The organism is Halorarius halobius (assembly GCF_024298865.1).
Classification (GTDB): domain Archaea; phylum Halobacteriota; class Halobacteria; order Halobacteriales; family Haloarculaceae; genus Halorarius; species Halorarius halobius.
The window spans coordinates 2,838,819-2,860,183 of the sequence record NZ_CP101161.1 but is presented as its reverse complement, the minus strand read 5'-3'; the positions used below and the strand labels follow the sequence as shown (position 1 = coordinate 2,860,183).

Sequence of the window (21,365 nt, the reverse complement as noted above, 5' to 3'; positions counted from 1 at the left end):
CGTTTTGCGGCACCTTCGGGGTAATGAGTGGTCTCACCGAGCAGTTCTCCGCCGAGCTAGAGGAGAAGTCCGTCCTCGACCTCGTTCGTGAGTACTACCACGTTCCCCTCCTGACGCTGGCGGTCGTGTTCTCGCTGTGGGTTCGCACCCGCGGCTGGGACGAGTTCACTACCGGCGGGGAGGTGCTGTTCGCCGGGAACGACGCCTGGTACCACCTCCGGACCGTCACGTACACGGTCCAGAACTGGCCGTTCACGATGCCGTTCGACCCCTGGACGTACTACCCGTACGGCACCAGTTCCGGCCAGTTCGGCACGCTGTACGACCAGCTAATCGCGACCGCGGCGCTGGTCGTGGGGCTCGGCTCCCCGACCGAACAGCAGATAGCGATGACGCATCTGTTCGCACCGGCCGTGTTCGGGGCGCTCGCGCTCATCCCCGCCTACTACCTCACCAAGCGGGTCTCCGACCGCAACGGGGGGCTGGTCGCGGTGCTACTGCTGTCCCTCACGACGGGCCAGTTCCTGACCCGCGGCGTCGTCGGGTTCTCCGACCACCACATCGCGGAGACGTTCTTCCTGGCGACGGCGGCGGTTGCGGTCGCCACCAGCCTCGTCGTCGCCGAGGAGGAGAAGCCGGTGTACGAACTCGCGACGGCCCGCGACTGGGGCGCGCTCAAACGACCCGTCCTCTGGGGTGGGCTCGCCGGCGTCGCGCTCGCGCTGTATCTCTGGACGTGGCCGCCCGGCGTGTTCATGCTCGGCATCCTCGGCATCTTCTTCGCCATCGCGATGTCCGTTCATCAGGTCCGGGGTATCAGCCCCGACCACATCGCCGTTCCCGGCGTCACGATGGGCGTCGTTGCGGGCCTGCTGACGCTCGTCACCGCGGACACGTTCACGGTGTCGGCGGTGGCACTCTCCTTGCTCCAGCCGCTTCTCGCGTTCGGACTGGCCGCCGGCTGTGCGTTCCTCGCGGCGCTGGCCCGCGTCTGGGACGACCGCGAAATCGGCGACTGGTACTACCCGCTGACGATTCTCGGCATCGGGCTGGCCGGTGCCGGCCTGCTCGCGGTCGCCGCCCCCGGCTTCTTCGACTACCTCGTGAACCAGGTGCTCCGGGTGTTCGGCTACGACGCGACGGCCCAGTCACGGACCGTCGCGGAGGCACAGCCCATCCCCGTCGAGGCCGCCTCCACGTTCTTCATGCAGTCGTACGGGCTGGCCATCTACACGGCTGTGGGCGGGTTCGCGCTCATGCTGTACAAGTTCGCCGTCGCCGACGACGGCCGGACCGACCACATGTTCGTCCTCGTGCTCGCCGCGTTCCTGTTCATGGCGACGATGACCCAGCGCCGCTTCGACTACTACTTCGCCATCCCGGTGGCCGCGCTCAACGGCTACCTGGCGATGGTGGTGTTCGACCTCGTCGACATCGGCGAGGCGGTCGACTCGCTGGACGACATCAAGGCGTACCAGGTGATGGCCGTGCTCTCGGTGCTCGTGCTCGTCGTGGCGCCGCTGACGCTCGGCACATCGGCGTGGGCCGTCACGCAGGACCGGTCGGGGCCGGGCGAGGTGAGCGCCTGGACCGGCTCGCTCGACTGGATGCAGGACAACACGCCCGTCGAGGGCGCGTACGGTACGGGCGGCGAGCAGTCGCTCGACTACTACGGCACCTACGAGCCGACCGACGACTACGACTACAGCGACGGGACGTACGGCGTGATGGCGTGGTGGGACTACGGCCACTGGTTGACCGTTCTGGGTCACCGCATCCCGAACGCCAACCCGTTCCAGCAGGGCGCGACGGAGGCGGCGAACGCGCTACTTGCCCCCAACGAGTCGGCGGCCTCGGACGTGATGGACCACCAGAGCGGTGAGGACACTCGCTACGTCGTCGTCGACTACCAGCTCGGCGTCGCCGGCACCACGAAGTTCTCCGCGCCGCTGGTGTTCGAGACGGAGTACGGCCTCTCGGACACCGACACGAACCTGGACAACGACGTGGCCCGGACCATCTTCAGTCCCGAGACGGGCCAGGCGTCGCGGGTCATCCACGCGCCCCGCTCCTACGAGAGCCTGCGCGTGCGGCTCTACCAGTTCCACGGTAGCGCCACCTCTCCCGACCAGTTCAGAACGCCGGTGGTCACCGACTTCGACACCACGACCGGCGAGGGGCGAACGTACCTGCTCGCACCCGAGAACGGCCGCACCATCAAGACGTTCCCCAACATGTCCGCGGCCCGTGAGTTCGTCCGGCAGGACGGCACCGCACAGATCGGTGGGCTCCCCGGCTACCCCTCGAAGGACATCCCCGCGCTGGAGCATTACCGGCTGGTCCACGCCAGCGAGCGGACGGTCGGGCCGCTCCAGCTCGGGCAGAACTACTCGTGGGTGAAGACGTTCGAGCGGGTCCCCGGTGCGACCCTCGAAGGACAGGCTCCGGCGAACAGCAACGTCACCGCGACCGTGCGGATGCGAATCGACTCGACGAACAAGACGTTCGTCTACCGCCAGCACGCCCGGACGGGCCCCGACGGCGAGTTCACGATGACGCTCCCGTACTCGACCGAGGGGTACGACCAGTGGGGCACCGCCGAGGGGTACACCAACGTCGACGTGCGGGCCGTCGGCCCCTACCAGGTCACGACCGAGTTCGAGTCGTTCGACAACGGCACCTACGTCCGCCACAGCGGCACCGCGAACGTCACGGAGGCGCAGGTCATCGGCGAGTCGGACGAGCCGGTCACCGTCGAACTCCAGCGCCGGTCCATCGACCTGAGCCAGGACGGCAACGAGACGAACACGACCGACACGAACGGGACGGACACGACCGACACCGACACCTCGGCTAACACCAGCGACGGAACGAACACGACGGACGCGAACACGAGTTCGTCGCTTGCGGCCCCGCCGCGAGCGGCACGCGCCGGCTGATGGAGGACCGCGCGCGCACCGACGAGGCGCCGGGCGTCCGTGGCTACCTGTTCGTCTACCTGAAGGGAGCGTTCATGGGCGCCGCCGACGCCGTCCCCGGCGTCTCCGGCGGCACCATCGCGCTCATCGTCGGCGTGTACGAGCGGCTCATCGGCGCGCTGACCGCGCTGGACCCGCGGGTGCTCGAACTGGTCCCACGGCTCCACACCCGTGACGGTCGCACCGAGTTCGTCCGCGCGCTGGTGGCGATGGACGTGCCGTTTCTGGTGCTTCTTGGAACCGGCGTGGTGACCGCGGCCGCCGGCGTCTCCGGCGTGATGCACGTCGCCGTCACCCAGCATCCCGTGCCGACGTACAGTTTCTTCTTCGGACTCATCGCCGCCAGCGCGGTCGTCCTGCGCGACGAGGTGGCGCTCGACACGGCTGGGCGCGTCGCCGCCGGCCTGGTGGGGTTCACCCTCGCGTTTCTCGTGTCGGGCATCACCCAGAGCGGCCTGCTCCCGACGACGCTTCCCGTGCTGTTCGTCGCCGGCGGCATCGCCATCACCGCGATGATACTGCCGGGCATCTCGGGAGCGTTCCTGCTCGTCCTGCTGGGACAGTACGAGTTCATGTCCGGGCTTCCGGCGGCGGTACTCGGAGGCGTCCGAGACGCGCTGTCTGGCGACGCCGGGTCGCTCGCCGACCCGCTCGCCGCGCTCGTCACGTTCGGCGTCGGCGCCGTCATCGGACTGCTGACCGTCGCCCACGCGGTGCGGTGGGCGCTCGAACGCTACCACGCGGCGACGCTGACGTTCCTCGTCGCGCTGATGGTCGGCGCGCTCCGTGCGCCGTACCTGGAGGTGGCGAGGGCGACAGACGGCCTCACCGTGACCGTCCTCGGGACCGTCGCCGTGGCCGGCATCGTGGGCGCTGGGCTTGTGCTCGGCCTCGATTACGTCACCGACGACATCGACTACTGAACGGAATTGGGTCGCAGTTCGGCGTAGCTTGATACGTGCGTGGTCGGGACGCTGTAGTATGCAGGGAGGGAGCATCACCGACGCCGTGCCCGCGCTCGACACCGGGCGCGACCGGAACCTCGTGCAGGCGTTGCTCACGGCATCCGCCGAGGCGCTCGGCTTCTGGACGAGCGTAGTCCTCCCGGCCGTCTACCTGCCGCTGTTCGTCCTCCGCGGGGTCGATGCGGTGACCGTCGCCGGATTCCTCCTCGCGCACGCACTGGCCGTCGTCGTCGGCCACTCCTACGGCCGCTGACCGGGCGAAACGCCCCTGCGGGCGTCGGAGAACACAAAACATACGTCGGAGGTCTGACTGACCGCCGACCGATGAAGGTACCACGCCTCTCCCCCCGCGAGACGGTCGAGCACGCCTGTTCGGCCGGCTTCACAGGAGTGGTTCTCTGGTCGGCGCTCCTCCGGGGAATACAGGTCCTCGCTCTCCGGGTCGACCTGCTGGCGGTGGTGCTCGTCGTCGCCGTGACGGAGGCCGTGGTGTCCGCGACGCTGTTCACCCTGCTGACCGCCGGGTCGGGTCTGTTGCTCGCGGCGCAGGTATCTCTCGGCGGCCGCGGCGATGCGCCCACCCCGACAGACGAGAGGGTCACGGCGGTCGTCCCGGTGTACCGCGACAGCGAGGTGCTCCACCGGAGCGTCGAGAGCCTGCTCGCGTCGACACAGCCCGTCCGGGTGGTCGTGGCCTGCGAACCCGACGACAGTGCCTCCCTGGCCCGCGCCCGCGAACTGGCCCGTGACCGCCCGGTCGAGGTGTTCGTCAACGACGTGACACCGGGGTCGAAAGCCGGCGCAGTCAACGCCGCCGTCTCGGTCGCCGACGCGACGTACGTCGCGGTGTTCGACGCCGACGAGCGGGTCCACCCCGAGTTCCTCGCGGCCGCGGTCGACCGCCTCGAGGACGGCGCCGAGGCCGTTCAGGGGCGGACCGTGCCCGGAGCCACCGGGTTCGTCGAGGCGCTGTCGTACGTCGAGTCGGTGCTGCTGTCGTACGCGGGGCGCCGGCCGCTGTATCTGCTGACCGACTTCCGGATGGCCGCGAGTCGGGCCGTCGTCTTCGAGCGGGCGGCGTTTGAGCGGGTCGGCGGCTACGACGAGACGCTCCTGACGGAGGACTACGAGTTCGCACACCGCTGTTACCGCGAAGGCGTCGAAGTCGAGGAACTGGTCGGCTACCCCTCGCGCATCGAGGCGGCTCACTCGCTCGTCGACTGGTGGGGCCAGCGCAAGCGCTGGATGACCGGCTACGTGCAGACGGCCCACCACCTGCTCGGCTCGGCCATCCCGCCCCGGAGCCACCGGGACGAGCTCTCGGTGGTCGTCGCGGCCGGCACCCTGCTGGGAAGCCTGCTGATGGTCGGGCTGGCCGCGAAGCTGTTCGTGCTTGTCGCACTCGGCGGTGCGCCGTGGGTGCTCATGCCGCTGGGGTCGCTGGCGCTGGCCGTCGGGGCCGTCCGCCTCGCCGACCGCGCGAACGGCGCGGTCGACCGCCTCGGCTGGCGGTGGCTCCTCGTCCCTGCCCTGCTCCCCGTGTTCGGCATCGCGGCCATCAAGGCGCTGTTCGAGTATCTGCTGTCGTGGGACGGCGACTGGTATCGGGTCGCCAAGACCGACGCCTGAGCCGCCGGGGTTTTACTGGCCCACGCCGAGACCCCGCTATGGTACTTCGCTCGTTCGACGGCACGGAGCCCGACATCCACGAGTCGGCGTACGTCGACCCGGACGCGGTCGTCATCGGGGACGTGACGCTCGACGCGGACGCATCGGTCTGGCCGAACGCGGTGTTGCGCGGCGACCACGGGGCGATACACCTCGAAGAGGGTGCGAACGTCCAGGACGGGGCGGTCCTCCACGAGGGGGCCCGCATCGGCCCGTACGCGACGGTCGGCCACAACGCCATCGTCCACAGCGCCGAGGTGGAGGAGCGGGCGCTCGTCGGGATGGGCGCGACGGTGCTCGACCGGTCGACCGTCGGCGAGCGCGCGATGGTCGGCGCGAACGCGCTCGTGACCGAGGACACCGACGTGCCCGCCAACACACTGTTCGCGGGGACGCCCGCCGAACTGAAGAAGGAAGTCGAGGAGTCGCCGTGGGCGTACGCCGGCGACCGCTACGCCCAGTTGGCCGACGAGCACCGCGAGACGTCCGAGCGCCTCGATTAGCCCGCGTCGTCGAACCCCTCGACGCCGTCGAGTCCGAGGACGAACTCCGGACCGAACGCCCCGCCGGGCGTCGTGAACCCGGCGGGCGCGTCGCCCGACAGCGTCCGCTCGACTGCCGCCAGCGCCGAGTCGACGGTGAGCGCGTACGTGTTCGGCGTTCGAAGTCGCGACACGGCCCGGCGCTCGATGCCCGACTCCCCGACGACGCGCGCCTCGCCCCACACACGACACGTCGTCCGTTCTCGCTTTCGCTCGCCGGGGCCGGCCGCGACCCGGTGGACCAGCGACTGGAGCGTGTCGGTGACGAGCGGGAGCGACAGCAACGGCTCCAGGGGTCGAGAGGCCCGGAGCGCGAGCACCGCGCCGGGCGGGACGCCCGCGTACACCTCGACGTTGCCGATGCCGGTCGTGTAGTAGGCCGTCGCCACGTCGCCCCAGGGGATGGTGACGGCGGTGCGTTCGCCGTCGCCGAAGTCGATTCGCCGCGATTTCCAGGCGGAGGGAACCCGCTGGATGCGGCCGTCACGGCGGACCGCGCCGCCCTCGCCGAGCGAGTCGACGGCGGTGGCGGCCGTGCCGGGCGAGACGGAGCCGAGCGCATCGAAGCCGAGTCGGAGATGGGTCGCCTCCGGCAGGCGCTCGGCGAGGTGGGCCGCGAGACAGTCCGTCGGGACGACGTCGAAGCCGACGCCGGGCAGGAGCGTGACGCCAGCCGCCTCCGCCGCGGCGTCGCGGGCCGCGAGGGCCTCGAACACCTCCATCTCGCCGGTCACGTCGAGGTAGTCGGTCCCGGTGGCGAGGCAGGCGTCGACCATCGGGTCGGCCGTCTCCGCGAACGGCCCGGCGCAGTTGAGCACGCAGTCGACGCCGTCCAGGTGGTCGGCGGCCGCGTCGACGGGGAAGACACGCCGCTCGCAGTCGAGTTCCGCGGCGAGGTCGTCGAGCGGGTCGGCTCGTCGTCCCGCGAGCACGACGTCGCGGCCGCGGGCGTTGGCCTCGCGGGCGACCAACTCGCCGGTGTAGCCGTACGCGCCGTAGAGGAGGAACATGGGGGGACCGAGAGCCGACCCGCTCAAAAACGCTCGGCGTCCGGCAAGCGTTGGCCCTATCGGGCGACGAGGTACGTCCGGCCGCCCTTGCGCTCGAAGTAGAGCATCGCGTCGGTCTCCCGGGCGTAGTCGGCCACCCGGTCGGGGTCGAGTTCGGAAACGTCGAGTTTTCGTTGGTCGGGGGCGTCGGCCTCCCGGTTCGTCGTATCGGTGCGGACGGTATCGATGCTGGCGCTCATACCTGCGGATAGGCCCGGACGCGTAGTTAAGCCGAGCCTACCGCGGAGTGAAAGTGAAACTGGAACGGCCGGCGGTGGTGAACGGACGTGAACGGTTTTACGCACTGAACTTCAAGAGCCGGCTATGTCCGCCCCCGACGAGGTCGGTACCGCCCCGGACGACCGGGGTGCGGAGTTTTTCGGCGACCTGACACGGCGCGTGGCACTAGAGGCGCCGGTAAGTCTCGTCGAACTCCACCGGGCGCTCGACCTGTTCGACGCACGGCCCCCCGAGAGCCGGCTCGTCGATTCCGTCTCCGGTGCGACGGTACGCTTCGCGTCCGCGACTGCCTGGCACGAACGCGCCGCAGGCGAGGGGATACATCCGGCCTGCGAACTTGCGGCCCGGGAGGTGCACCGCCGGATGGCCGCCGCTCTGGGAGCCCCCCGGCCGCCGGCACGAACCGACCCGTTCGTCGCCCGCGAGTAATTCGACCGTATCGGTAGGGGGGTTTCAGTTCTCGATAACAGCCCCCGAGTTTAAGTGCGTAGGCCGACACTACCACGGCATGGCGACGAACGCCGACGGTACGGAGCTGGCCGACGTGCAGGAAGGGAGCGTCTCAGTCGGCCAGCTCTACCGGGAGATGGTCGGCGGGGGGTCGGCGGACGACGAGAGCATCGAACAGCGGTCCGAGGCGATACTGGCGGCCGTCACCGAGTCCCTGTTCGAGGACGGCGAGTTCGAGTTCGCCGAGGAGACGGTGAAGTCGAACCTCGACGAGATTCTCCTGATGCTCGTGGCGCTACGCGACAGCCGGACCCACGGCAAAGGGCTGATGGAGGACCTCGAATCTGTGTTCGGGGCCGACCTCAGTCCGGGCACGGTGTACCCCCGCCTCCACGAACTGGAGGACGATGACGTCCTCGAAGTCCACGAACTCGTGCGGACGAAGGAGTACCGCATCGACGACGAGGAGGCGTGCCGGGAAACCGTCGCGGCGGCGATGCGCGAGCATCTCGCGCTCGGCTTCTTCTTCCGGGCCGCGCTCGAGGACCTGTAGCGGATAGTCAGTTATACCTTCCCGCTTCGAGCAGGCCCCTACAGAGATGTCTGGCACGCCAGCGGTGGTCCAGTCATGGTAGCAGTCGAGACGCTCGTCACCCTCGGGGTCGTCGCGTTCGCGGGCGGCGCACTCGGGGCCGCACTGGGGGGACTCCGGGCGTACGGACTGGCCGGCGTCGCGGTGCTCGTCGGACAGGCCACGAGCGTCGCCAACGGGATCGTCGCCGCCGCTGGGGGCGACCCCGCGGCGCTCGGAACGACGGGCATCACCGCGGCGCTCGGATTCGGCCCCGCGCTGGGCCCCCACGTCGCCTTCGCCGGGGGCGCCGCGGCGGCGGCGTACGCGGGTCGCGGGGGCGGCGAGGACGGGTTCGAATACCACGCCGCGAAACGCGTCGGCGTTCCCGTCGGGACCGACCCCGACGTGCTCGCGGTCGGTGGCGTGTTCGGTCTCGTCGGCTACGGCCTCGCCGTGGGACTCGCCGCCGTGGGCGTCCCCACCGACCCGATTTCGCTGTCGATTGTGCTGTCGGCGCTTCTCCACCGGGTGGCGTTCGGCTATCCGCTGGTCGGCGAAGTGCGCCACGGACTGCTCGATATGTCCCCGTACGAGCGCCGCGAGCATCGCCCACGCCGGCCCGGAGCGGTCTCGGACGCCGAACAGCAGTCCGCCGAGGAGGCCGCCACGGCAGGCACCCGCTACGTCGTCGAGCCCTGGCTCCCCGACCAGAGCGAGTGGGCGAACGTCACCCTACTCGGGTTCGTGGTCGGCGCGTTCGCCGCATTCGTCACCTACGAGACGGGCGCACCGTTCCTCGCGTTCGGCATCACGGCGGCGACCCTTCTGGTCGCCGACTCCGACGGCCGGGTTCCGGTCGTCCACCACATGGCGCTCCCGGCCGGTGTCGTCGTCGTCGCGCTGGTCGGCGCCGCCGACCCGACGCTACTGGACGGGGGACTCACGCCCGCGGAACTCGAATCGGCGGTCCAGCCCTACCTGGCGGTGCTGGCCGGCGGCGTGCTCGGTATCGTCGCGGGGGTCGTCGCCGAACTCGCCCAGCGGACGCTGTATGCCCACGCCGACACGCACCTCGACCCGGCGGCCGCGGGTATCGTCGTCAGCGTCCTGCTGGTCGGCCTGCTCGAACTCGCGGGAGTCGTGACGACGGGCGGCATCCTTCCGATGCCGTAATCACTCGACGCTCTCGGCGAGCCAGCCGGCGAACGGCTCGACCGTCTCGGCCTCGTCGAACCGCTCGACACACGGTACGTCGTGCGGGTGGAGGTCGACGACCCGGCTCTCCAGGTCGGCGTATCGTTCGTCGGTGGTCTTCGCCAGCAGTATCTCTTCCTCGTCGTGGGCCACCTCCCCCTCCCAGCGATACGTCGACTGGCAGGGAACGCGGTTGACGCAGGCGGCCAGCCGCTCGGCCACGAGCCGCTCGGCTATCTCCGCGGCCGCGTCAGGCGGCGCGGTGACGTACGCCGTCGGCATCAGGCCGACTCCTGCACGGGGTTGTACCGGCCGTTGATGTCCCACTCGTGGACGCAGGTGGGGCTCCCGACCTGCCGGTTGCCGTCCTCGACGGCGATGACCCAGTTCTCGGCGTCGTCGTCCCAGACGTCGGTCCGGCCACAGAGTTCGCACGACCGTTCGCTCGGGGGGACGATGCGTACCATACCCGGGGAAGGACCGGCGGCGGCTTGAACGCTACGGCGTCGGCTTCGGGACGACTTTACGGCGGCGGTACCTACGGGCGACAGATGGTTCGTCGTCGCCGGTTTCTGGCTACCGTCGGAACCGTCGCGGCCGGGGGGGTCGCCGGCTGTACCGACGGCGGCACCTCGACGCCACAGGCGCTCCAGTACCGGGTGCCCGCGCTCGCCGACGGGACGATACCCCGACGGCTCACCTGCGACGGTGACGGCGTCTCCCCACGGGTCGAAATAGAGCGTGTGCCACCACCGACGGAGGCGCTCGCGCTGACGTTCACGTTCCCGCAGGGAATCGCCGGCCAGACGATGCTGTGGTCGATGTGGGACCTGCCCGCCGACACCGACGTGGTTCCGACCGACGTGGCGGCCGACCCGGGGGTTGACGCGCTGGGCGGCGCGAAACAGGGCCGGAACGCCCGCGGCGACGTGGGGTATCTGCCGGTCTGTCCGCCACCCGGCGAGGAGTACGAACACTGGTTCACGCTGTACGCGCTCCGCCGGCCGCTCGGGCTCGCGGCCGGCGCCTCGGCCGACGCCCTCCGGGAAGAACTGGAGACGGCGACGCTCGCGAGTCGACTGACGACGGCGACCTACCGGCGGGCGTGACCGGGGGAGCTATCGGTCAGGGGCGCGTGGCCCCGGTATGGGCTTTCACACGTTCGACAGCGACCGGGCCGACAAACTGGAGGACCCGACGCGGTTCGCCTACTGCTCGGTCGACGAACTGCTCGCGCTGGTCGGCGCGCCTGCGGAGCTCCGGGTCGCGGAAATCGGGAGCGGCACCGGGTTCTACACCGACGAGATAGCGCCGTACCTCTCGGCGGTGCACGCGGTCGACGTGCAGGCGGCGATGCACGACCGCTACCGGGCGAAGGGCGTCCCCGAGAACGTCGAACTGGTGACGGCGGAGGCGGCGGACCTCCCGTTTGCGGACGGCGAACTCGACGCCGTCGTCTCGACGTTCACCTACCACGAGTTCGCCTCGGAGTCGGCGCTGGCCGAACTGGCACGCGTGCTCGACTCCGGCGGGCACGTCGGCATCGCGGACTGGTCGGCCGAGGGGCTCGAGGAGTCCGGCCCGCCGACGAGCGAACGGTTCGCGGCCACCGACGCGGTCGACGCGTTCGAGACGGCCGGCTTCGCGGTGGACCGTGCCGACGAGCGCCGGGAGACGTTCGTGCTCGCCGGCCGGGCACCATAATTGGACGTTCGTATACCGCAATCCGAGATTCTACAGATGTTCTAGGTGATTTAACCCTAAAAGGAGAGCATAGGAGAACGCTTTAGCGCGTGTGACTGTTTCTCACGGATATGCACGTCGACCCCTACGACCCCGGCGACCCGATGTACGAGTGCTTCGACTGCGGCCACCGCGTTGACGGCGGCTATCAGGGCCGATGCCCCGAATGTTCGGGCGGTGTCAGGAACATCGCCGTGAGCAGGGAGTGACGCCGTTCGTGTGATTTGGTACCATGTGCCAAAACCTTTATGTCGGCTCGTCTCCTTAGAGTCGTTGCCAGCCGGGAGTCACGGGGACTCACCGGACGACCGAGCGGAAACGACCGGGAAGGTCACGTTCAGTGGCCGACACCGGAGTCGACCGGTTCCAGGTGGAAACCTGGCTACGCCTGCGGGCAGGTGCGAGTCCTGTCGCGGGTGCGGGACGGTCGGCGCTCGTGACCGAGCGGTTGGGGGCTAAAACCGAAGGGCCCGTAACAGGGCGACGAGGTCGCAGTCCCGAAGGAGAACCGCAACAGCCCACTTCCGAACCGTCCGGACGGTTCGGTGTGAAGGCCAACTACCGGAACGCGGGTGACTGCGTTTCGGGAACCCGTCGAGACGGCCGACGACGGAACGGCCGTACGGGCTGTGGAAAACGTCTCCCGTCCGGGTCCTATCCGGGGCTCCCGGCGTTCTCTGTCATCTACCTCCGAGTCGCTACTCTATCTCCGAGTCGCTACTCCGGGTAGCGGTCGCCGACGGACGCCTGGAGGTACTCGTCGAGCAGGGTCGGGAAGTCGCGACCCTCCAGATAGCGGAGGCCGAAATCCTCCGCCCAGGTGATGATGCCCTGGTCCTCGGTGACGACGCCGGCGTCGAGTTCGCGCGCGAGGATGAGCAGGTCGAAATCCTCCCGGGAGTCGAGCACGCCCTGCCGGAGCGTCTCGCGGTACTCGTCGCGCAACTCCGAGACGACCCTGTCCACCTCGCTCATCCCGTTCTCGTCGGGCGCGTCGCGCGACTCCTCGGCCTTCCGGACGGCTTTCTCCGAGACTCGGAGTCCGCGGTCGACCCGGTCGGACATCTCGTCGATGAACCGGTAGACGATTTCGGCCGGCACCATCACTTCGAACCGCGCGGGGTTCTTCGTGATGACCCAGGTGTTCAGGCGACCGACGAGCGCCTCGTCCACGTCGCGTCTGCGCAACATGCCGACGAGTTCGTCATAGATGGACGGCGGCACGTAACAGGAGATGTCGAGTTCGAGTTTCGCCTCCGCAATCAGGTCGAGCAACCGCTCGACCGCCGCCTCGAGAGTCTCGCCGTCGCTCCGTATCTCGTCGGTGATGAAAAGCGAGGTGTCGAGGACGAACCGCTGTCGCAACGGGTGTGCCGCCGTTCCCATACCCCCCGTCGGAGTGGTGACGGGATAAGGCTACCCCGAACTCACTCGAACTCCGGCAGGTCGTCCGGCGCGTCGAACTCGCTTTCCCACTCGATGTACTCGTCCTTCAGGTGGTCCGACACCGTTCGCCCGAGTTCGGTGAGCGCGGCGTTGATGGCAGAGACGGTCGCCCACGAGTCGAGCCCCGGATGGAGATCGCGCTGTTTCCAGTCTTCCGGCAGGCCGGGCGCGTGGTAGCCGACCCGGTCGGCGAAGTCGTCCCAGAAGAAGTCGAACTCGGCGACCAGGTCGAGGTCGGAGACGACCCGCCAGTCGTCCTCGTCGAGCTCCGTGTGGGCGGCCCACTCGTCGAACGCCTCGGCCCACGCGCCCGCTTCGAGATACTCCTGGAGTTCCTCCCGGCGGTAGTCGTCGCCCATCACCTCCACGTCGTCGTACGCGTCGGCGTCGAACTGCGACTCCAGTTCCGGCGGCTCTGGGGGAGAGACGTGAAGCGCCATACCCACACGAGGCGGGGGGCGGCGATAAATGGGCCGGATATTTCTACCGCGACGTCGTAGTTTTGACCATGCGCCGCGTACTCGTTCCGCTGGACGACTCGCCGATGGCCGACCGTGCGCTGAAGCAGGCCCTCGAGGACTACCCCGACGCGGAACTCCACCTCCTGCACGTCATCGACTACGTCGAGGCGGGCTACGCCGCCAGCCCCGACATGGGGATGGGCGCGTACATCGACGAGTGGGAGGAGGCGGCCCGCAATCGAGCGGAAGCGCGGTTCGACGAGGCCAGAGAAACAGCCCGTGCCGAGGAGTTCGACGGCGACGTCGAGACGGCCATCGAGGTCGGGCCGCCCTCCCGCACCATCGTCGACTACGCCGAGGAGCACGACATGGACTACGTGGTGATGGGCTCGCACGGTCGTTCGGGCGTCTCCCGCGTCCTGCTGGGGAGCGTCGCCGAGTCGGTCGTCCGGCGCGCGCCCTGTCCGGTGCTCGTCGTGCGCTGATGGCCGAAGCGGCCGACCTGCTCGAGGCGTTCGACCCCGGCCGGGTCGTCGCCGCCCCCGACGGGAGCGTCGACTCCTACGTGTACGTGTTCGACGCTGGCTCGCGGGTGACCGACCGCGCGGCGTTCGGCGACCGCGTCGAGGCCGGCGACCGCTCGTTTCGGCTCGACCCCCAGCGCCACGAACCCGGCGGGCAGTCGGTGAACATGGCCGTCCAGAGCCACGCGCTCGGCGCCGACACCTGTCTGTACGGCCACTGCGACCACTCCGTGTTCGCGTTCCCGTTCGAGACCGTCTCGCTGGGCGAACCCGCGTGGGTCACCATCTGCGACTTCGAGGACGGCGACCTGCTTCTGGCCGAGGAGTCGGTCGCGCTCCAGGCCTGCGACGACGAGACGCTCCGAGCGGCGGGCGCGTTCGAGGAGTCGCCCGACGCCGTCTGTCTCGCCAACTGGTCGTCGGTCCACGGCGTGACCGACATCCTCGGCGCGTACGCCGCGGTGCCGGGTGAGGCCCCCATCGTGCTCGACCCCGGGTCGCTGTCGGGGCTGACCGACGCTCGCGCCGCTCGGTTCCGGGACGCGCTCTCGGCGTGTGCCGACCACCGGCGGGTGGTCGTCAGCGCGAACGCCGCCGAGACCCGTGACCTCGCGGAGGTGTGGGGCATCGAGGAACCGGCCGGGGCGGCGGTCGCGCCGCTCCGTGACCTGCTCGGCGTCGACGGCTACGTGCTCCACGCGACCCCGGAGACGGTCGCCGCGACGCCCGACGGGACGCTGACGGTCGAGACCGTGCCCGTCGACGACCGGACCACCGACACGGGTGGCGGCGACCGGTTCTCGGGGGCGCTGGCGTGCGCGCTCGGCGAGGAGTGGCCCTGGCGGCCGGCGCTGGAACTCGCGGACGCGGCCGCGTCGTACTACATCCGCACCGGCGAGACCGCCGACAGGGGAACGCTCCGGGCGCTACTCTAGGCGGTCGGCCACGTCCGCCAGTTGTTCGCGCCGCAGGTCGACCGCCCGCTCCCGTAGCGCCGCCTCGTTGTCCGTCGGGCACTCCAGGTCGGGTACCTCGGTCGGCTTGCCGTCCTCGTCGAGCGCGACGAACGTGAGAAACGAGGTGGTGGTCGGGCGGCTCTCGCCCTCGCGTGGGTCCTCCGCGCGCACGTCGACGCGCACGTCGAGGCTGGTCCGCCCGGTGTTGAACACGTACCCTTCGAGGACGGCGACCTCCCCGAGGTCGATGGGCGAGAGGAAGTCGACGTGGTCGACCGACGCCGTGACGCACTGCCGACCGGAGAACCGCATCGCGGCGATGGCCGCACAGATGTCCATCCAGTGGAGCACCGCACCCCCGAGCGCACGGCCGAGGTTGTTGGTGTCGTTCGGGAGGAGGAGTTCCGTCATCTCGGTGTAGGAGTCCTGAAGCGTCGCCATGCTCGCCACTGGCGCGCCCTGGCGTTAGGCGCTTGTGGTCGCACGACCGCCCGAGCCGGGACGCCACGCCGCCGGGCCGACCCCGACAGGTACAAACGGCCCGCACCACCAATCGGGTGTAATGAGCGAGCAGACGTCGGCCGGCGACGTGCGCGTCGTCGGGACCGCTCACGTCTCCGCGGAGAGCGTGTCGGAGGTCGAGGAGGTGGTCGAAGCCGAACAGCCGGACGTGGTCGCGGTCGAACTCGACGAGGGGCGGTTCCGCCAACTGAAAGGCGAGACGCCCGACGACCTCGACGCCGCCGACCTGCTCCGGGGCAACACCGTCTTCCAGTTTCTCGCGTACTGGATGCTGTCGTACGTGCAGGCGCGACTCGGCGACCGGTTCGACATCACGCCCGGCGCAGACATGCTCGCGGCCGTCGAAACCGCGGAAGAACACGGCATCGACGTGGCGCTGGTCGACCGCGACATTCAGGTGACCATCCAGCGGTTCTGGGCGCGGCTCACGGCCCTCGAGAAACTGAAAGTCGTCGGCGGACTCGCACTCGGGGCGGCCGACGGCCCGACCGTCGGCCTCGGCGTCGGGCTCTCGGTCGGGTTCTTCCTCGGCGTGCTGGTCGAGGCGTTCGCCGGTCCCGTAGTCGTACCCGCGAGTCTCGGCCTGCCGGGGCTCGTGGTCGCCGTCGTCGACTTCGCGCTGGTCGCCGCGGGCATCGGCCTCGTGGTCGGGGGGGTGCTCGTGGCGCTGTTCGCGCTCACCGCCCCCGACGAGGACGTCGAGGAGATAGATATGGAGGAGCTGACCGACGCCGACGTGGTGACGGCGATGATGGAGGAGTTCCGCCGGTTCTCCCCCGGCGGCGCGGAGGCGCTCATCGACGAGCGGGACGCCTACATCGCCCACCAGTTGGTCGGGCTCCGGGAGGCGGGCAAGCGGGTCGTCGCCGTCGTCGGCGCGGGCCACCGCGAGGGCATCGAGGCGTATCTTGCCAACCCCGAGACGCTCCCGCCGATGGAGGAGTTGACGGGGAGGCAGTCGTCGGGCTTCTCGTTCTACAAACTGTTCGGCTACCTGTTCACGCTCGGCTTCCTCGCGTTCTTCGTGCTGGTGGCGATGGCCGGGGTCTCGAACGCTTTCCTCCTGCGGCTGTTCGGCGCGTGGTTCCTCGTCAACGCCGTGTTCTCGGCGGGGTTGGCGAAACTCGCGGGCGCCCACTGGACGAGCGCGTCCGTCGGCGGCGCCGTCGCGTGGCTCACCTCCGTCAACCCGCTTCTCGCGCCGGGCTGGTTCGCCGGTTACGTCGAACTCCGGTATATCGACGTGAACGTCGCGGACATCTCGACGCTCAACGAACTCGTCTCCGACGAGGAGCGCCCGCTCGGCGACCTGATAGCCGACCTGCGGGAGGTGCCGCTGTTCCGGCTCATCATGGTCGTCGCCCTGACGAACGTCGGCTCGTTCGTCGGGAGCATCCTGTTCGCCACGGTCCTCATCCCGTACCTGTTCGCCGGCGTCGGCGGCCCGGACCGCATCGCCCAACTGATGCTCGAAGGGGCACAGAACTCCATCGACGTCATCGTGGGTGGTCTGCTGTGAACGTGGAGTTCTCCGGTCGGGAACTGCGCGACATCACCGTCGCGTGGGCCGCTCTCGGCGTCGCGTTCACCCTCTTCATCCTCCAGACGAACGACCAGTACCGGCTGTTGCCGGACCCGACGACCGTGCCGGTGGGCTTTCTCACACGGGTGTTCGTCGGCTCGCTACTGACGGTCGGCGTCGGCTTCCTGCTACACGAACTCGCGCACAAGGTGGTCGCCATCCACTACGGACAGGTTGCGGCGTTCAAAGCCGACTACGGTATGTTGGGCATCGCCGTCCTCGGTGGGCTGGCGGGGTTCCTCTTTGCGGCGCCGGGTGCCGTCGTCCACCGGGGCCGCGTCTCCCCGCGGGAACACGCATTCATCGCCGTCGCCGGGCCGCTCGTCAACGTCGCGCTCGCGGCGCTTTTCGTCGTGCCGTGGCTCCTGTTGAGCGGGATGGCCGGCGAGATAGCGCAACTCGGCGTGACGGTCAACGCCGTGCTCGCGGGGTTCAACATGATACCGTTCGGCCCGCTGGACGGCCGGAAGGTGCGCCAGTGGTCGACGGCCGGCTTCGCCGCGGCGTTTCTGCTGTGCGTCGGGGTCGCGCTCGCCGCGTTCCTGTTCGTCGGCTTCCCGTTTTAGTCGCCGGCGGCCGCTTCGGGCGCGGCGTCGGGGAACGCGTCGACGCCCGCGTACTCGACACACATCTCGCCGAGTTCCTCGATGCGGCTGACCAGCGCGCGGTCGGTCAACCGACCGCCCTCTGTCGCGGAACTGGAGTTCGGGATGGCGACCTGATGGGGGAGCGTCCAGGCGTTCAGCGTGCGACACACCTGCCGGAGATGCTCCAGCGGCGGCGTCGGGTAGCTCCCACCCGCCACCTCCAGCAGACCGACCGTCGTCCCCTCGAACTCGTCGCGGCCCAGGTAGTCGAGCGCGTTCTTCAGCACGCCCGAGTACGAGCCGTGGTAGTTGGGCGTGCCGAGCACGACGGCGTCGGCGGCGTCGACGACCCGGCGGAGTTCGGGCGCGTCGCCCGCGTCGGGTCGGTCGGGGTCCAGCGGCGGCAACTCGTAGTCGTCGAGGTCCACGAGCGTCGTGGTCGCGCCGCGGTCGGCCGCCGCGTCGAGTGCGGTCCGGAGCGCGATGCGGGTCACGCTCCCGTCGCGGCGACTGCCACAGAGCGCGACGACGTCGGGAGAGGGGTTCGGGGACATACGCCTGTGTAGCGGCAGGAGCCACTAAACGTCTCGCTGAACTCGATTACCGTACGCGAGCCGACACGTCGACCGCGACACCGGTGTGCTTTTGCCCGCGGTGGTGTGCGTCTCGACTATGACCGACGACAGCGAGGAGGGGCTGACGTACGCGGAGGCGGGGGTCGACATCGAGGCGAGCGAGGCGGCGACGGCGGCGCTGATGGGCGCCGTCGGCGAGTTCGAGGGCGACTACGCCGGCCTGCTCGACATCGGTGACCGGTATCTCGCGCTGGCGACGGACGGCGTCGGCACGAAACTGCTGGTCGCGGAGGCGCTCGGCGACTACTCGACGGTCGGCATCGACTGCATCGCCATGAACGTCAACGACCTCGTGGCCGCGGGCGTGACGCCCGTCGCGTTCGTCGACTACCTCGCGGTCGACGACCCCGACGAGACCTTCGCCGAACAGGTCGGTGAGGGGCTCGACGCCGGCGCAAAGCGGGCCGACGTCCACCTGCTGGGCGGCGAGACGGCGGTGATGCCCGAAGTCGTCACCGGCCTGGACCTCGCGGGCACCTGTGCGGGGCTGGCGGCGAAAGACGAGGTGTTCGACGGCGAGGCCCGCGAGGGCGACGCGCTCGTCGGATGGCGCTCGTCGGGTATCCACTCGAACGGACTGACGCTCGCCCGCGAGGCGACGACCCGCGACCACGACTACACGGACGCCTGCCCGTTCGGCGACTACGACACGCTCGGCGAGGCGCTCCTGGAGCCGACCCGCATCTACACCGACCTGCTTCCCCACCTGCACGCCGCCGACACCCACGCCGCGGCTCACGTCACCGGCGGCGGGTGGACGAACCTCTCGCGGATGGGGGCGTTCCGATACGTCGTCGAGGACCCGTTCGACCCGCAGGCGGTGTTCGGGTTCGTCCAGCGGGAGGGGGCGGTCTCGGACGAGGAGATGTACCGCACGTTCAACATGGGCACCGGGTTCGTGGCGGCGATGCCCGAGGCCGACGCCGAGCGGGTGGCCGCGGAGACAGACGGACGGGTCGTCGGGCGCGTCGAAGCCGGCGAGTCGGTCGACGTGGCGGGGCTGTCGCTCTAGGAGAGCCGCGAGGCCACGTCCGCCTCGGTGATGATGCCGACGGCCTCGCCGGCCTCGGTGACCATCACGGCCTTGTAGTACTCGAGGAGATGCCGCACCTCGTCGATAGAGGCGTCCGCGGCGACGGTCGGGAACGACTCGCTCATGTGCTCGGAGACCGGCTGGTCGCGGGCGTCCTCGTCGAGTCCCACGAGGTCGGACTGCGAGATTGAGCCGACGGGCCGGTCGTGTTCTAGCACCGGCAACTGGGAGTACGCCTCGTCGTCCATCTGGCTGGCGGCGGCCCGCACGGAGTCGTCGGGCGAGACGCTCACCACCGACTCGTGCATCAGGTCGCGCGCCTTCAGGACGTTCCCCTCCGCCTCCTCCAGCGCGGTGACGATGCGCCGGAGCGTCGACAGCCGCGGGTCCACGTCGCCTCCCTCGATGCGGGCGATGAGCGGCTGAGAGACGTCGGCGCGTTCGGCCAGTTCGCTCTGGGTTAGCTCCAGCGACTTCCGCTTCTCGCGGAGGTCCGCAGGCGTCGGTAGTTCCATATCTGCGAATAACCTCTAGTTATACAAAAAACCAGGGGTAATCCGCAACCCGGTGACGGCGCTACTCGTCGTCGTCCTGCCCTTCGATTTCCATCGTCTCGATGACCTTGAGCGGCACGTCCCGGAGGGCCCCGCCGACCTCCTTCTTCGCGACCCGCTGGGCGTGTTCGTCGCCCTCGACGTTGAACACCTTCATCTCGAGCACGAGTCCGACCAGCGCCGTGTCGGCGGCGACGAACACCGAGTCGAACGGCTCCCCACAGGCCGGACACGGCGTCGCCCCCACGTCCACCTCCACGTAATCGAGGTCCTGCTGATTGAGCCGCTTTCCGGCCTCGCTGACCGCGACGCCGATAGCGTCGTCGACGTCTTCCACGTCACGCACCAGCCACGCGGCCTCCATCGCCACCATGTAGTCGCTCATGTGCGACTCCTACCGCGCGTCGAACTTGACGCTGTGGATTCTCCCGCGACGGCGCGCGCCGGCGTGGGCACTTCGCCGAATCCGCCCGATAACTTATGGCGACGTTGGCCGCGAGTTCGCGCGCTCTCACGCGAATGTCGAGATTACAACCATTCCAGTTGCACACAGCACAACCCCAGTTGAACCGCACGACGGCGAGCAGTCAGGTGTGTCGTGCGAGCGTCTGACATCCCCCGAACCGGTGGGAAAGCTTATGTGTGGGAACGCGGTTCGACTCGACCTGACCACCGATGGCGACCCGACCCGACCGAATCGTCCTGCTCGCGCTGTACCAGTTCAGCCTCCTGCTTGGAGTGCTGTTGTTCCCCGTCGCGCTCGCCGCGAGCCGCGTCGGCGTCAAACTCCCGTTCGACCGGGTAATCGCCGGCCTCGACGCGGCACTGGAGCGGACCGAGTGACCCGACCGTAGCGGCCCTGCTCGCCCGCGCCGGACCACCGGAAGAGTGGGGTTTATGGGCGGCCGTGGCTTACGCCCGGCAATGCGTACCCCAGAGTTCTCCGACGTCCGCGACCAGCTCGAACCCGAGTTCGACCCCTACGAGCCGCAGGTGGGCGAACTCCCCGAGAGCGACCTCTCGGAGGAGGACCTCGAGAACGTCAACAAGACCGGGACGACCACCATCGGCCTGACGACGCCCGACGGCGTCGTGATGGCGACGGACATGCGCGCGTCGCTCGCGGGCCGGTTCGTCTCCAACAAGGACGTCCAGAAGGTCGAGCAGGTCCACCCGACCGCCGCCCTGACGATGGCCGGCTCCGTCGGCGGCGCCCAGTCGTTCATCCGCACCATCCGCGCGGAGGCGAACCTCTACGAGGCGCGCCGTGGCGAGAACATGAGCATGGAAGCGCTCTCGACGCTGTGTGGCAACTTCCTGCGCGGCGGTCCGTTCTTCATGGTCTCGCCCATCCTCGGCGGCGTCGACGAGACGGGCGGCCACGTGTTCTCGCTGGACCCCGCCGGCGGCGTCATGGAGGACGACTACACCGTCACCGGCTCCGGCATGCAGATGGCCTACGGCGTCCTGGAACGCGAGTACGCCGACGACCTCTCCATCGAGGAGGCCCGCACCGTCGCGGCCCGCGGCATCCACTCGGCCGTCGAGCGTGACACCGGCTCCGGCAACGGCGTGTTCCTCGCGGACGTGACCGACGAGGGCGTCGACATCGAGGGACACAAGGAGTTCGACGACCTCATCTGACCCCGCGTTCTGCATTTC

At 69.4% G+C, this 21,365-nt stretch carries 28 protein-coding genes; 18 read left to right on the top strand and 10 right to left on the bottom strand.

The window, feature by feature from the left end; all coding sequences use genetic code 11:
- The first annotated feature begins 23 nt into the window (after nucleotides 1–23).
- The 5 genes from NL112_RS15265 (at nucleotide 24) to NL112_RS15245 (ending at nucleotide 6,114) form a co-directional block, all read left to right on the top strand.
- Entirely contained in the window at nucleotides 24–2,939 is a 2,916-nt protein-coding gene (locus NL112_RS15265) for an oligosaccharyl transferase, archaeosortase A system-associated (protein ID WP_255149707.1), read from the top strand.
- On the top strand, nucleotides 2,939–3,901 hold the full coding sequence (locus NL112_RS15260; RefSeq protein ID WP_255149706.1) for a DUF368 domain-containing protein: 963 nt from the start codon (nucleotides 2,939–2,941) through the stop codon (nucleotides 3,899–3,901). The genes NL112_RS15265 and NL112_RS15260 overlap by 1 nt, the downstream gene beginning before the upstream one ends.
- A gap of 58 nt (nucleotides 3,902–3,959) precedes the next feature.
- Entirely contained in the window at nucleotides 3,960–4,196 is a 237-nt protein-coding gene (locus NL112_RS15255; RefSeq protein WP_255149705.1) for a DUF8028 family protein, read from the top strand.
- Nucleotides 4,197–4,267: 71 nt separating this feature from the next.
- Complete coding sequence (locus NL112_RS15250) at nucleotides 4,268–5,572, top strand: glycosyltransferase family 2 protein (RefSeq protein WP_255149704.1); 1,305 nt, start codon at nucleotides 4,268–4,270, stop codon at nucleotides 5,570–5,572.
- 38 nt (nucleotides 5,573–5,610) lie between these two features.
- Nucleotides 5,611–6,114 carry a gamma carbonic anhydrase family protein gene (locus tag NL112_RS15245; RefSeq protein WP_255149703.1) on the top strand — a complete coding sequence of 168 codons (504 nt, stop codon included), beginning with the start codon at nucleotides 5,611–5,613 and terminating at the stop codon, nucleotides 6,112–6,114.
- Here the strand turns inward: NL112_RS15245 and NL112_RS15240 are convergent.
- Complete coding sequence (locus tag NL112_RS15240) at nucleotides 6,111–7,163, bottom strand: saccharopine dehydrogenase family protein (protein ID WP_255149702.1); 1,053 nt, start codon at nucleotides 7,161–7,163, stop codon at nucleotides 6,111–6,113. The two genes, NL112_RS15245 and NL112_RS15240, sit on opposite strands and share 4 nt — an antisense overlap.
- Before the next feature lie 56 nt (nucleotides 7,164–7,219).
- Nucleotides 7,220–7,402 carry a hypothetical protein gene (locus NL112_RS15235; RefSeq protein WP_255149701.1) on the bottom strand — a complete coding sequence of 61 codons (183 nt, stop codon included), beginning with the start codon at nucleotides 7,400–7,402 and terminating at the stop codon, nucleotides 7,220–7,222.
- A 124-nt stretch (nucleotides 7,403–7,526) separates the two neighbouring features.
- Between NL112_RS15235 and NL112_RS15230 the strand changes: the two genes are divergently transcribed.
- The 3 genes from NL112_RS15230 to NL112_RS15220 all read left to right on the top strand — a co-directional run bounded on the left by NL112_RS15230 (nucleotide 7,527) and on the right by NL112_RS15220 (nucleotide 9,639).
- Nucleotides 7,527–7,871: a hypothetical protein gene (locus NL112_RS15230; protein ID WP_255149700.1), complete on the top strand. Its 345-nt coding sequence runs from the start codon at nucleotides 7,527–7,529 to the stop codon at nucleotides 7,869–7,871.
- Between the two features lie 79 nt (nucleotides 7,872–7,950).
- Nucleotides 7,951–8,445: a PadR family transcriptional regulator gene (locus NL112_RS15225; protein WP_255149699.1), complete on the top strand. Its 495-nt coding sequence runs from the start codon at nucleotides 7,951–7,953 to the stop codon at nucleotides 8,443–8,445.
- Between the two features lie 75 nt (nucleotides 8,446–8,520).
- The gene (locus tag NL112_RS15220; RefSeq protein WP_255149698.1) at nucleotides 8,521–9,639 is read left to right on the top strand and encodes a DUF7973 family transport facilitator; all 1,119 of its coding nucleotides are present in this window, start codon (nucleotides 8,521–8,523) and stop codon (nucleotides 9,637–9,639) included.
- On the opposite strand, the gene cutA is transcribed toward NL112_RS15220, so the two are convergent.
- Together cutA and NL112_RS15210 are read right to left on the bottom strand one after the other, a co-directional pair.
- Entirely contained in the window at nucleotides 9,640–9,942 is a 303-nt protein-coding gene (gene cutA / locus NL112_RS15215; protein ID WP_255149697.1) for a divalent-cation tolerance protein CutA, read from the bottom strand.
- Nucleotides 9,942–10,127, bottom strand: coding sequence for an HEWD family protein (locus NL112_RS15210; protein ID WP_255149696.1), 186 nt, complete (start codon nucleotides 10,125–10,127; stop codon nucleotides 9,942–9,944). The genes cutA and NL112_RS15210 overlap by 1 nt, the downstream gene beginning before the upstream one ends.
- A gap of 84 nt (nucleotides 10,128–10,211) precedes the next feature.
- Between NL112_RS15210 and NL112_RS15205 the strand changes: the two genes are divergently transcribed.
- From NL112_RS15205 to NL112_RS15195, 3 genes are all read left to right on the top strand, one after another.
- Nucleotides 10,212–10,769, top strand: coding sequence for a YbhB/YbcL family Raf kinase inhibitor-like protein (locus NL112_RS15205; protein WP_255149695.1), 558 nt, complete (start codon nucleotides 10,212–10,214; stop codon nucleotides 10,767–10,769).
- Nucleotides 10,770–10,806: 37 nt separating this feature from the next.
- Nucleotides 10,807–11,364: a class I SAM-dependent methyltransferase gene (locus NL112_RS15200; RefSeq protein WP_255149694.1), complete on the top strand. Its 558-nt coding sequence runs from the start codon at nucleotides 10,807–10,809 to the stop codon at nucleotides 11,362–11,364.
- A 110-nt stretch (nucleotides 11,365–11,474) separates the two neighbouring features.
- Nucleotides 11,475–11,612, top strand: coding sequence for a rubrerythrin-like domain-containing protein (locus tag NL112_RS15195; RefSeq protein WP_255149693.1), 138 nt, complete (start codon nucleotides 11,475–11,477; stop codon nucleotides 11,610–11,612).
- A 508-nt stretch (nucleotides 11,613–12,120) separates the two neighbouring features.
- Here NL112_RS15195 and NL112_RS15190 read toward each other — a convergent pair.
- Complete coding sequence (locus NL112_RS15190; protein ID WP_255149692.1) at nucleotides 12,121–12,789, bottom strand: RNA ligase partner protein; 669 nt, start codon at nucleotides 12,787–12,789, stop codon at nucleotides 12,121–12,123.
- Nucleotides 12,790–12,830: 41 nt separating this feature from the next.
- Nucleotides 12,831–13,289, bottom strand: a complete 459-nt coding sequence (locus NL112_RS15185) for a DUF7992 family protein (RefSeq protein ID WP_255149691.1) — start codon at nucleotides 13,287–13,289, stop codon at nucleotides 12,831–12,833.
- Between the two features lie 68 nt (nucleotides 13,290–13,357).
- Between NL112_RS15185 and NL112_RS15180 the strand changes: the two genes are divergently transcribed.
- Entirely contained in the window at nucleotides 13,358–13,795 is a 438-nt protein-coding gene (locus tag NL112_RS15180) for a universal stress protein (protein ID WP_255149690.1), read from the top strand.
- Nucleotides 13,795–14,769 (top strand): carbohydrate kinase family protein, encoded by a 975-nt coding sequence (locus tag NL112_RS15175; protein ID WP_255149689.1) that lies wholly within the window; start codon nucleotides 13,795–13,797, stop codon nucleotides 14,767–14,769. The genes NL112_RS15180 and NL112_RS15175 overlap by 1 nt, the downstream gene beginning before the upstream one ends.
- Here the strand turns inward: NL112_RS15175 and NL112_RS15170 are convergent.
- Entirely contained in the window at nucleotides 14,761–15,231 is a 471-nt protein-coding gene (locus NL112_RS15170) for an acyl-CoA thioesterase (protein ID WP_255149688.1), read from the bottom strand. The genes NL112_RS15175 and NL112_RS15170 overlap by 9 nt on opposite strands.
- Before the next feature lie 121 nt (nucleotides 15,232–15,352).
- On the opposite strand from NL112_RS15170, the gene NL112_RS15165 reads away from it, so the two are divergent.
- The gene (locus tag NL112_RS15165; protein WP_255149687.1) at nucleotides 15,353–16,831 is read left to right on the top strand and encodes a TraB/GumN family protein; all 1,479 of its coding nucleotides are present in this window, start codon (nucleotides 15,353–15,355) and stop codon (nucleotides 16,829–16,831) included.
- Nucleotides 16,828–17,460: a zinc metalloprotease gene (locus tag NL112_RS15160; protein ID WP_255149686.1), complete on the top strand. Its 633-nt coding sequence runs from the start codon at nucleotides 16,828–16,830 to the stop codon at nucleotides 17,458–17,460. Before NL112_RS15165 ends, NL112_RS15160 begins: the two co-directional genes overlap by 4 nt.
- Here the strand turns inward: NL112_RS15160 and NL112_RS15155 are convergent.
- Nucleotides 17,457–18,035: an NADPH-dependent FMN reductase gene (locus NL112_RS15155; RefSeq protein WP_255149685.1), complete on the bottom strand. Its 579-nt coding sequence runs from the start codon at nucleotides 18,033–18,035 to the stop codon at nucleotides 17,457–17,459. The genes NL112_RS15160 and NL112_RS15155 overlap by 4 nt on opposite strands.
- Before the next feature lie 118 nt (nucleotides 18,036–18,153).
- Between NL112_RS15155 and purM the strand changes: the two genes are divergently transcribed.
- The gene (gene purM / locus NL112_RS15150) at nucleotides 18,154–19,128 is read left to right on the top strand and encodes a phosphoribosylformylglycinamidine cyclo-ligase (protein WP_255149684.1); all 975 of its coding nucleotides are present in this window, start codon (nucleotides 18,154–18,156) and stop codon (nucleotides 19,126–19,128) included.
- Here the strand turns inward: purM and NL112_RS15145 are convergent.
- Together NL112_RS15145 and NL112_RS15140 are read right to left on the bottom strand one after the other, a co-directional pair.
- Nucleotides 19,125–19,664, bottom strand: a complete 540-nt coding sequence (locus tag NL112_RS15145; RefSeq protein ID WP_255149683.1) for a CBS domain-containing protein — start codon at nucleotides 19,662–19,664, stop codon at nucleotides 19,125–19,127. The two genes, purM and NL112_RS15145, sit on opposite strands and share 4 nt — an antisense overlap.
- Nucleotides 19,665–19,725: 61 nt before the next feature.
- A complete protein-coding gene (locus NL112_RS15140; RefSeq protein ID WP_255149682.1) occupies nucleotides 19,726–20,088 on the bottom strand; it encodes a DUF555 domain-containing protein in 363 nt (120 codons plus the stop codon).
- Between the two features lie 290 nt (nucleotides 20,089–20,378).
- Between NL112_RS15140 and NL112_RS15135 the strand changes: the two genes are divergently transcribed.
- Together NL112_RS15135 and psmB are read left to right on the top strand one after the other, a co-directional pair.
- The gene (locus tag NL112_RS15135) at nucleotides 20,379–20,546 is read left to right on the top strand and encodes a hypothetical protein (RefSeq protein WP_255149681.1); all 168 of its coding nucleotides are present in this window, start codon (nucleotides 20,379–20,381) and stop codon (nucleotides 20,544–20,546) included.
- 81 nt (nucleotides 20,547–20,627) lie between these two features.
- On the top strand, nucleotides 20,628–21,347 hold the full coding sequence (gene psmB / locus NL112_RS15130) for an archaeal proteasome endopeptidase complex subunit beta (RefSeq protein ID WP_255149680.1): 720 nt from the start codon (nucleotides 20,628–20,630) through the stop codon (nucleotides 21,345–21,347).
- Nucleotides 21,348–21,365 lie beyond the last annotated feature (18 nt).

Bases quoted from the DNA above. Each gene is read 5' to 3' on its own strand.
- NL112_RS15265 (WP_255149707.1), top strand. From the start codon at position 24: ATGAGTGGTCTCACCGAGCAGTTCTCCGCCGAGCTAGAGGAGAAGTCC.
- NL112_RS15260 (WP_255149706.1), top strand. From the start codon at position 2,939: ATGGAGGACCGCGCGCGCACCGACGAGGCGCCGGGCGTCCGTGGCTAC.
- NL112_RS15255 (WP_255149705.1), top strand. From the start codon at position 3,960: ATGCAGGGAGGGAGCATCACCGACGCCGTGCCCGCGCTCGACACCGGG.
- NL112_RS15250 (WP_255149704.1), top strand. From the start codon at position 4,268: ATGAAGGTACCACGCCTCTCCCCCCGCGAGACGGTCGAGCACGCCTGT.
- NL112_RS15245 (WP_255149703.1), top strand. From the start codon at position 5,611: ATGGTACTTCGCTCGTTCGACGGCACGGAGCCCGACATCCACGAGTCG.
- NL112_RS15240 (WP_255149702.1), bottom strand. From the start codon at position 7,163: ATGTTCCTCCTCTACGGCGCGTACGGCTACACCGGCGAGTTGGTCGCC.
- NL112_RS15235 (WP_255149701.1), bottom strand. From the start codon at position 7,402: ATGAGCGCCAGCATCGATACCGTCCGCACCGATACGACGAACCGGGAG.
- NL112_RS15230 (WP_255149700.1), top strand. From the start codon at position 7,527: ATGTCCGCCCCCGACGAGGTCGGTACCGCCCCGGACGACCGGGGTGCG.
- NL112_RS15225 (WP_255149699.1), top strand. From the start codon at position 7,951: ATGGCGACGAACGCCGACGGTACGGAGCTGGCCGACGTGCAGGAAGGG.
- NL112_RS15220 (WP_255149698.1), top strand. From the start codon at position 8,521: ATGGTAGCAGTCGAGACGCTCGTCACCCTCGGGGTCGTCGCGTTCGCG.
- cutA (WP_255149697.1), bottom strand. From the start codon at position 9,942: ATGCCGACGGCGTACGTCACCGCGCCGCCTGACGCGGCCGCGGAGATA.
- NL112_RS15210 (WP_255149696.1), bottom strand. From the start codon at position 10,127: ATGGTACGCATCGTCCCCCCGAGCGAACGGTCGTGCGAACTCTGTGGC.
- NL112_RS15205 (WP_255149695.1), top strand. From the start codon at position 10,212: ATGGTTCGTCGTCGCCGGTTTCTGGCTACCGTCGGAACCGTCGCGGCC.
- NL112_RS15200 (WP_255149694.1), top strand. From the start codon at position 10,807: ATGGGCTTTCACACGTTCGACAGCGACCGGGCCGACAAACTGGAGGAC.
- NL112_RS15195 (WP_255149693.1), top strand. From the start codon at position 11,475: ATGCACGTCGACCCCTACGACCCCGGCGACCCGATGTACGAGTGCTTC.
- NL112_RS15190 (WP_255149692.1), bottom strand. From the start codon at position 12,789: ATGGGAACGGCGGCACACCCGTTGCGACAGCGGTTCGTCCTCGACACC.
- NL112_RS15185 (WP_255149691.1), bottom strand. From the start codon at position 13,289: ATGGCGCTTCACGTCTCTCCCCCAGAGCCGCCGGAACTGGAGTCGCAG.
- NL112_RS15180 (WP_255149690.1), top strand. From the start codon at position 13,358: ATGCGCCGCGTACTCGTTCCGCTGGACGACTCGCCGATGGCCGACCGT.
- NL112_RS15175 (WP_255149689.1), top strand. From the start codon at position 13,795: ATGGCCGAAGCGGCCGACCTGCTCGAGGCGTTCGACCCCGGCCGGGTC.
- NL112_RS15170 (WP_255149688.1), bottom strand. From the start codon at position 15,231: ATGGCGACGCTTCAGGACTCCTACACCGAGATGACGGAACTCCTCCTC.
- NL112_RS15165 (WP_255149687.1), top strand. From the start codon at position 15,353: ATGAGCGAGCAGACGTCGGCCGGCGACGTGCGCGTCGTCGGGACCGCT.
- NL112_RS15155 (WP_255149685.1), bottom strand. From the start codon at position 18,035: ATGTCCCCGAACCCCTCTCCCGACGTCGTCGCGCTCTGTGGCAGTCGC.
- purM (WP_255149684.1), top strand. From the start codon at position 18,154: ATGACCGACGACAGCGAGGAGGGGCTGACGTACGCGGAGGCGGGGGTC.
- NL112_RS15145 (WP_255149683.1), bottom strand. From the start codon at position 19,664: ATGGAACTACCGACGCCTGCGGACCTCCGCGAGAAGCGGAAGTCGCTG.
- NL112_RS15140 (WP_255149682.1), bottom strand. From the start codon at position 20,088: ATGAGCGACTACATGGTGGCGATGGAGGCCGCGTGGCTGGTGCGTGAC.
- NL112_RS15135 (WP_255149681.1), top strand. From the start codon at position 20,379: ATGGCGACCCGACCCGACCGAATCGTCCTGCTCGCGCTGTACCAGTTC.
- psmB (WP_255149680.1), top strand. From the start codon at position 20,628: ATGCGTACCCCAGAGTTCTCCGACGTCCGCGACCAGCTCGAACCCGAG.